The organism is Pseudomonas sp. XP2 (assembly GCF_053557975.1).
This window is the reverse complement of the sequence record NZ_JBNRIK010000027.1, coordinates 20,809-27,558: the sequence shown is the minus strand read 5'-3', so window position 1 is coordinate 27,558 and position 6,750 is coordinate 20,809. Positions and strand designations below refer to the sequence as shown.

The following is a 6,750-nucleotide window of genomic DNA, read 5'->3' as shown; positions in this document are numbered from 1 at the left end:
CGGGGGGGGCCCCCCCCCCCCCCCCGCTCTTCCATCATCACTTCACCGTTTTTCTAGGAGCGCTCTAATGGCTGTTGGTCTTGGTCCTTTGCCCACCCTGCACCCGGTACCGGGTTTTGAACTCGGCATCGCTTCTGCCGGCATCAAGCGCCCGGGGCGCAAGGATGTGGTGGTCATGCGCTGTGCCGAAGGCTCCAGCGTGGCTGGTGTGTTTACCCTCAACGCCTTCTGCGCAGCACCGGTGATCCTGGCCAAGCAGCGTGTACAGGGCACCGTGCGCTACCTGCTGACCAACACCGGTAACGCCAACGCAGGCACGGGCGCGCCAGGCTTGGCCGCAGCCGAACGTACCTGCGCCAAGCTGGCCGAGCTGGCTGGCGTGCCGGCCGAGTCTGTACTGCCGTTTTCCACCGGCGTGATCGGCGAGCCACTGCCGGTCGAGAAGATCGAAGGTGCACTGCAGGCTGCCCTCGACAACTTGTCGGAAAACCACTGGGCGGAAGCTGCCACCGGCATCATGACTACCGATACCCTGCCCAAGGGTGCCAGCCGCCAGTTCCAGCACGATGGCGTGACCGTTACCGTCACCGGCATCAGCAAGGGTGCAGGCATGATCCGCCCGAACATGGCCACCATGCTCGGCTACATCGCTACCGACGCCAAGGTTGCCCCGGCGGTACTCAAGGACCTGATGCTGGACGGCGCCAACAAGTCGTTCAACCGCATTACCATCGATGGCGACACCTCGACCAACGATTGCTGCATGTTGATTGCCACCGGCAAGGCCAACCTGCCAGAGGTCACCGAAGCCAGCGGCGCGCTGTTCGAAGCCCTGAAAAAGGCGGTGTTCGAAGTGTGCATGGAAGTGGCCCAGGCCATCGTCCGTGACGGCGAAGGCGCCACCAAGTTCGTGACCGTGCAGGTCAACGGTGGTGGCAACCACCAGGAATGCCTGGATGTCGGCTATGCCGTGGCCCACTCGCCATTGATCAAGACCGCCCTGTTCGCCTCCGACCCGAACTGGGGCCGCATCCTGGCCGCCGTTGGCCGTGCTGGCGTGCCGGAGCTGGATGTAAGCCTGATCGACGTGTACCTGGACAGCGTGTGCATCGCCAGCAAAGGTGGCCGCGACCCGAGCTACACCGAAGCACAGGGTTCGGCAGTGATGGCCCAGGAAGAGATCACCATCCGTATCGAACTGGGCCGTGGCCAGTGCAGCGAAACCATCTGGACCACCGACCTGTCCCACGAGTACGTGAAGATCAACGCTGAATACCGTACTTGATCTACTGATCCGAAGGCCTCTTCGCGGGCAAGCCCGCTCCCACAGGTTTTGCAAGGCCTGTAGGAGCGGTGCGGTCCTTGTAGGAGCGGGCTTGCCCGCGAAAGGCTGCGCAGCAGCCTGCGGGTTTTGCAATACAAACCTGATGGAGCCGAACCATGAGCTATCACCTGATCATCGGCGACAAGCTGTATTCCTCCTGGTCGCTGCGTGGCGCCCTGGCCCTCGAGCTGGCCGGCGTGCCCTACGAAGAAACCGTGATCAAGCTGAACCAGCCTGATACTCGTCAGCGTATCCTTGCATTTTCCTCCACTGGCAAGGTGCCGTTGCTCAAGAGCGAGCACGGTGTGATCGCCGATTCTCTGGCCATCGCCGAATACCTCAACGAACAGCACCCCGACGCTCAACTGTGGCCTGCTGACGCAGCCGCCCGCGCCCAGGCCCGTTCGGCTTGCGCGCAGATGCACAGCGGTTTCTTTGCCCTGCGCGGGGCCATGCCGTTCGACTTGTCGCGTGACCAGGCCCTCGACACTGTGCCGCTGGACGTGCAGGTCGACATCGACCGTATCGTCGCGCTGTGGTCCGAATGCCGCGTGGTGGCCAAGGACAGCGGCCCGTTCCTGTTCGGCAAGCCGACCCTGGCCGACGCCTTCTTCGCCCCGGTGGCCGTGCGCCTGCGCAGCTACCGCGTGGAGGTGCCGGCAGAGGCGGCAGCCTATATCGAAACCATTTATCAGTGGCCAGCCTTCCAGGCGTGGCAGCAGGCCGGCCTGGCGGAGCGTGAAGGGTGAAACGGATACATGTTGTAGCGGCGGTCATTCGAGGTACTGACGGCCGCATTCTGATTGCACGCAGGGCCGATACCCAGCACCAGGGCGGCCTGTGGGAGTTTCCCGGCGGCAAGCTGGAAGAGGGCGAAGGCGTTGAAGCGGCCCTGGCCCGTGAGCTGCGCGAAGAGTTGGGCATCGAGGTGACCCGTTCGCGTGCACTGATCAAGGTCAGCCATGACTACCCGGACAAACAGGTGCTGCTGGACGTGCGCGAGGTCGAAGCGTTCACGGGCGCACCTCATGGCGCAGAAGGGCAGCCGCTGGAGTGGGTGGCCCCGCGGGATCTGTCGCACTATGAATTTCCTGAAGCCAACAAGCCCATCGTTGCTGCGGCGCGGCTGCCGGATCAGTACCTGATTACCCCGGATGGCCTGGAAGTGCCACAGATGCTCAAGGGCATCCAGAAGGCGGTGGCCAACGGTACTCGCCTGATCCAGCTGCGGGCGCCGGACATGTACGACCCCAAGTATCGCGATGTCGCGGTGGATGCAGTCGGGCTGTGTGCAGGCAAGGCACAGCTGATGCTCAAGGGGCCGCTGGAGTGGCTGGGTGACTTCCCTGCGGCCGGCTGGCACCTGACGGCCGCGCAACTGCGCAAGTACGCGGCCAAGGGCCGGCCATTTCCCAATGAGCGCTGGCTGGCAGCGTCCTGCCACAGCGCCGAGGAGCTGGCGCTGGCGGAGCAGATGGGCGTGGACTTTGTCACCTTGTCGCCGGTGCAGGCGACCCAGACCCACCCTGAGGCAGTGCCGCTAGGGTGGGATGAGGCGCAGCGGTTGATAGCCGGGTTCAACAAACCGGTCTACCTGCTGGGTGGGGTAGGGCCTGATCAGCGCGAGCAAGCCTGGGAAGCCGGGGCACAGGGTGTTGCCGGGATCCGGGCGTTCTGGCCCGAGAGGTGAGTTGCCTGAACAGGGGCCGCTGCGCGGCCCATTCGCGGGGCAAGCCCGCTCCCACAGGTAATGCGCCGAACCTCAGGGCAGTGAGGTACCTGTGGGAGCGGGCTTGTCCCGCGAATGGGCTGAAAGCAGCCCCAGAAATATCAGCCTTTGGGTTTCTCGGCAGGCTGCCACAAAACCTCATCCACCCCCTGGCGCCGCCCGATGATCCGCGCCGCCACGAACAACAGATCGGAAAGCCGGTTGATGTACGCCAACCCAACGCCTTCCAGTGGCTCCACGGCATTCAACTGCTGACAACGTCGCTCTGCACTGCGCGCCAGGCTGCGGCACACATGCGCTTGCGCCACCAGCGCCGAACCACTGGGTAAAATGAAGTTCTTCAACGGCCCCAGCTCTTCGTTCCACACATCGATGGCTGCTTCCAGGCGTTCCACCTCCGCCAGGGTCAATGCCTGGTAGCTCGGCATCGCCAGCTCACCGCCCAGGTCGAACAAGCGGTGCTGACACGGCATCAGTACGGCGCTCACCTCGTCCAGGCCTTGCTCGTCCAGCCCCGCAAGCAGCAAGCCCAACTGGCTGTTCAGGCTGTCCACCTCGCCAATTGCCTCGATCCGCGGGTGGTCTTTGGGCACCCGGCGTCCGTCGCCCAGGCCGGTTTCGCCCGTGTCGCCGGTGCGTGTGTAGATCTTCGACAGGCGGTAGCCCATGTCACTTCTCCGTGTTGGCCGGCGTCGCCGGCTGGCCAAGGGGCAGGCGCAGGGTAAAGCAGGTGCCCTGGCCGGGCGTGGACTGCACTTCCATCTGCCCCTTGTGGTTGTTGGTGATGATGAAATACGAAACCGACAGGCCCAGGCCGGTGCCTTGGCCGATTTCCTTGGTGGTGAAGAACGGCTCGAAGGTGCGTTTGCGCACCGCCTCGGGCATGCCGACGCCATTGTCCTCGACCTGGATTTCCGCCCATGGCGGGTTCAGCCGGGTGCGCAGGGTGATGCGCCCGGGCTCGCTGGGCTGTGGCCGCACGTGGATGGCCTGAGCCGCATTTTTCAGCAGGTTGAGCAGTACCTGTTCCAGTTCGTTGGCGGTGCATGGCACAGGGCCCAACTCCGGGTCGAATTGGCGCACGATGGCCTGGCCCTTGAAGTCGAAGCCGATGGCCAGGTCAAAGTCATTGCCAGCAATTTCCACCGCCTGGTCGATCAGTGCCGGCAGGTCGCACGGCGCCAACTGGCGGTTGCTGCGGCGGCTGAAGCTGAGCATGTGGGTAACGATCTTCGCTGCCCTGGCACCGGCCTGCTGAATGCCATCGAGCAACTGTGGCACCTCACGGCTGTCCAGGTAGCGGTTGACCGTGGCCAGGTCGATGCCCAGCTCTTCGGCCTGCTCCTGGTTGCGCGGCAGCTCGGACGACAGGCGCCGGCGAATGTTTTGCACGTTGTGCAGGATGGCGCCCAGCGGGTTGTTGATCTCGTGGGCCATGCCCGCCGCCAGTCCACCGACCGAGAGCATCTTTTCGGATTGCACCATCATCTCTTCCAGCGACAGGCGCTGGGTAATGTCATCGATACGGATCACCACGCCGCGCCCACCGCCGCCGGTCAGGGGGTAGAAGGTCAAAGCGTAGTGGCGCAGGTCATCGCCTTTGGGCCAGGTGACCCGCTCGATTTTCGCGACGCGGTGCTTTTCCACGGTTTCCTTCAACTGTGGCAAGAACGGCTTGAGCGGCTCGAAGGCAATGAATACTGGCTGGTTCAGCGCTTCGTCCAGTGGCGTACCGGAAAGCACCGTGGCTTCGTGGTTCCACTGGGTCACGTAGAGCTGTTCGTCGAGGGCGATCAGCGCCGAGGGCATCGAGTCGATGATGCTGTTGAGGTAGTTCTGGAAGCCTGTGAGTTTTTTCTCGATCTTGCTGCGCACCTGCACTTCCAACTCAAGTTTGCGGTTGGTATGGCGGGTTTCCTCGGCCAGGCCCTGGGCCTGGTCGTAGGCGCTCTGGAATTCGTCTCGTGCGCGTTTTAGCTGCTGCTCGCGGCCTTCGATGCGCGAGAGCATGGTGTTGAAGGCTTCGGCCAGGCTGCCGATTTCGTCGTCGTTGCCGCGCTTGGCCCGCAAGGCGTAGCTCTCTTCGCGGGTGACCTGGCGGCTGAGCTCTTCGAGCTGGTTGATCGGCTGGGTGATCAGGCGTTTTATCTGCCGGGCGACCACAATCCACAGCAGGATGCTGAACACCAGTATGCCCAGGCTGGCGCTCAGTGTGCCGGTGTAGAACGCCATGGGCAGCTCGCTGCTGGCCACCAGCAGCAGGTGTGCAGGCGGGTTGGCGTCGCGCGGTATGCGGATCAGCTGGGTGCTGCGAAACTCCATCAGGCGCCAGCCGTCTATGTTGCGAAAACGCTTGGGCAGGGCCAGCGGCTCGCCATGCTGCAGCTGTGCCAGCATACGCCCGTCGCCGCCGTAGACAGCGGCGGCGCGTAGCGGCGTGTAGCTGTCCAGTTCCTTGAGCAGGGCACTGGCGGTTTCCGGGGTGTCGCCAGCGCGGGCCGCCAGCTGCGGGTTGGCCACCAGCCGGCCGATGGTCTGCAGTGCCTGCGGCGCCATGCTTTCCTGGGTGATCCAGTAGGCGGCGCTAATGAAGGTGAGGTTGGCCACCAGCAGGATGGTCACCAGCAATACCAGCAGGGCCGCCAGCAGCTTCTGCCCGACCGGGAGGTTTTCCAGGCGTTGGCGCAAGGTCATGGGCTAGACAATGTCCGTATCCGGTTGAAAGGGGCGCGTCAGTCGCAGGGCAAGCCACGCATGCGCAAGTTATCGACCAGGCGCTGCAGCAAGTGTTCAAGCTGTGGCAGTTGCAGGCCGTGGCGCCCGGCCGCCCGACAGGCATGGCCGAGCAGGTAGTGCACCTCGGTGCGTCGGCCCGCGCGCACATCCTGATACATGGAAGAGTAGTTGGCTGCGGTGGCAAGGATCACCCGCTGCACTTCTTCGCTGAGCTCATCTGCCGCTTGCGGCTGGCCGCAGCGCCGCAGCAACTGGACCAGTTCGGCGCACAGCGCATCGACTTCAGCCAGGTGCCCAAGCAACCCGCCGTTCTGGCATTCGTGTAGCACGGTCAGCGGGTTGATGGCGCAGTTGAGCGCCAGCTTGCGCCACAGGCGGGTGAGGATATCGACCGTCCACTCGGCAGGTATGCCGGCTTGGTGCAGGTCATCGAACCAGGCGGGTGTTGTCGGGTTGCGTGGGTCGCCCAGCCAGTTGAAACCGTGGCCGGCAAAGCGCACCTGCCAGTCCCCCTCGCGAAAGGCCCCTTCAGTGCTGGAGGCGAAGATGCAGCGTGCGTGGGGCACCAGGTCGGCCACTTCGTCCTGGCTGCCCAGGCCGTTTTGCAGCAACAGTACTTCGGCCCCCTCGGCCAGACGCGCTGCCACACTGGCGATCGCCGGGGCTGCGTCGTAGGCCTTGCAGGCCACCAGCAGGCGGTGGATGGGGCCCTGTGCCTGCGCGGTTTCGGCAGGGATGGCGTAGTGCTGGGAGTGGTCCTGTTCGACCAGTGTCAGGCCGCCAGCCTGCTGATAAGCCTGCAGCCGTTGCCCGTCACGCAGGATCAGGCGCACTGCCTTGCCTGTGCGCGCCAGGCGGCAGGCCCATAGGCTGCCCAGGCTACCGGCGCCGAGAATATGCCAGGTGCTGCTCATATGCGTTTCGCAACCCGTTATAATGAGTCCGCATTTTAACCGTCAAA

Annotated in this window: 6 protein-coding genes; 3 read left to right on the top strand and 3 right to left on the bottom strand. The window is 64.1% G+C overall.

Annotated features, from left to right (window positions below):
* Positions 1-67 precede the first annotated feature (67 nt).
* From argJ to ACK1VC_RS23255, 3 genes are all read left to right on the top strand, one after another.
* Entirely contained in the window at positions 68-1,285 is a 1,218-nt protein-coding gene (gene argJ / locus ACK1VC_RS23265) for a bifunctional glutamate N-acetyltransferase/amino-acid acetyltransferase ArgJ (protein WP_060517478.1), read from the top strand.
* A 155-nt stretch (positions 1,286-1,440) separates the two neighbouring features.
* Complete coding sequence (locus tag ACK1VC_RS23260; RefSeq protein ID WP_023048840.1) at positions 1,441-2,073, top strand: glutathione S-transferase family protein; 633 nt, start codon at positions 1,441-1,443, stop codon at positions 2,071-2,073.
* Positions 2,070-3,014, top strand: coding sequence for a Nudix family hydrolase (locus ACK1VC_RS23255; protein WP_191086947.1), 945 nt, complete (start codon positions 2,070-2,072; stop codon positions 3,012-3,014). The genes ACK1VC_RS23260 and ACK1VC_RS23255 overlap by 4 nt, the downstream gene beginning before the upstream one ends.
* A 140-nt stretch (positions 3,015-3,154) precedes the next feature.
* Here the strand turns inward: ACK1VC_RS23255 and ACK1VC_RS23250 are convergent, their stop codons facing one another.
* Genes ACK1VC_RS23250 through ACK1VC_RS23240 form a run of 3 tightly spaced genes read right to left on the bottom strand, consistent with a single transcriptional unit; the run spans position 3,155 to position 6,703 of the window.
* The gene (locus ACK1VC_RS23250; RefSeq protein ID WP_016488949.1) at positions 3,155-3,721 is read right to left on the bottom strand and encodes a cob(I)yrinic acid a,c-diamide adenosyltransferase; all 567 of its coding nucleotides are present in this window, start codon (positions 3,719-3,721) and stop codon (positions 3,155-3,157) included.
* A 1-nt stretch (position 3,722) separates the two neighbouring features.
* Positions 3,723-5,747: a sensor histidine kinase gene (locus ACK1VC_RS23245; protein ID WP_016488948.1), complete on the bottom strand. Its 2,025-nt coding sequence runs from the start codon at positions 5,745-5,747 to the stop codon at positions 3,723-3,725.
* Between the two features lie 38 nt (positions 5,748-5,785).
* A complete protein-coding gene (locus ACK1VC_RS23240) occupies positions 5,786-6,703 on the bottom strand; it encodes a putative 2-dehydropantoate 2-reductase (RefSeq protein WP_060517479.1) in 918 nt (305 codons plus the stop codon).
* Positions 6,704-6,750: the final 47 nt, after the last annotated feature.

Coding starts and splice junctions, on each gene's coding strand:
- ACK1VC_RS23250 (WP_016488949.1), bottom strand. CDS start 3,721: ATGGGCTACCGCCTGTCGAAGATCTACACACGCACCGGCGACACGGGC.
- ACK1VC_RS23240 (WP_060517479.1), bottom strand. CDS start 6,703: ATGAGCAGCACCTGGCATATTCTCGGCGCCGGTAGCCTGGGCAGCCTA.
- ACK1VC_RS23260 (WP_023048840.1), top strand. CDS start 1,441: ATGAGCTATCACCTGATCATCGGCGACAAGCTGTATTCCTCCTGGTCG.
- argJ (WP_060517478.1), top strand. CDS start 68: ATGGCTGTTGGTCTTGGTCCTTTGCCCACCCTGCACCCGGTACCGGGT.
- ACK1VC_RS23245 (WP_016488948.1), bottom strand. CDS start 5,747: ATGACCTTGCGCCAACGCCTGGAAAACCTCCCGGTCGGGCAGAAGCTG.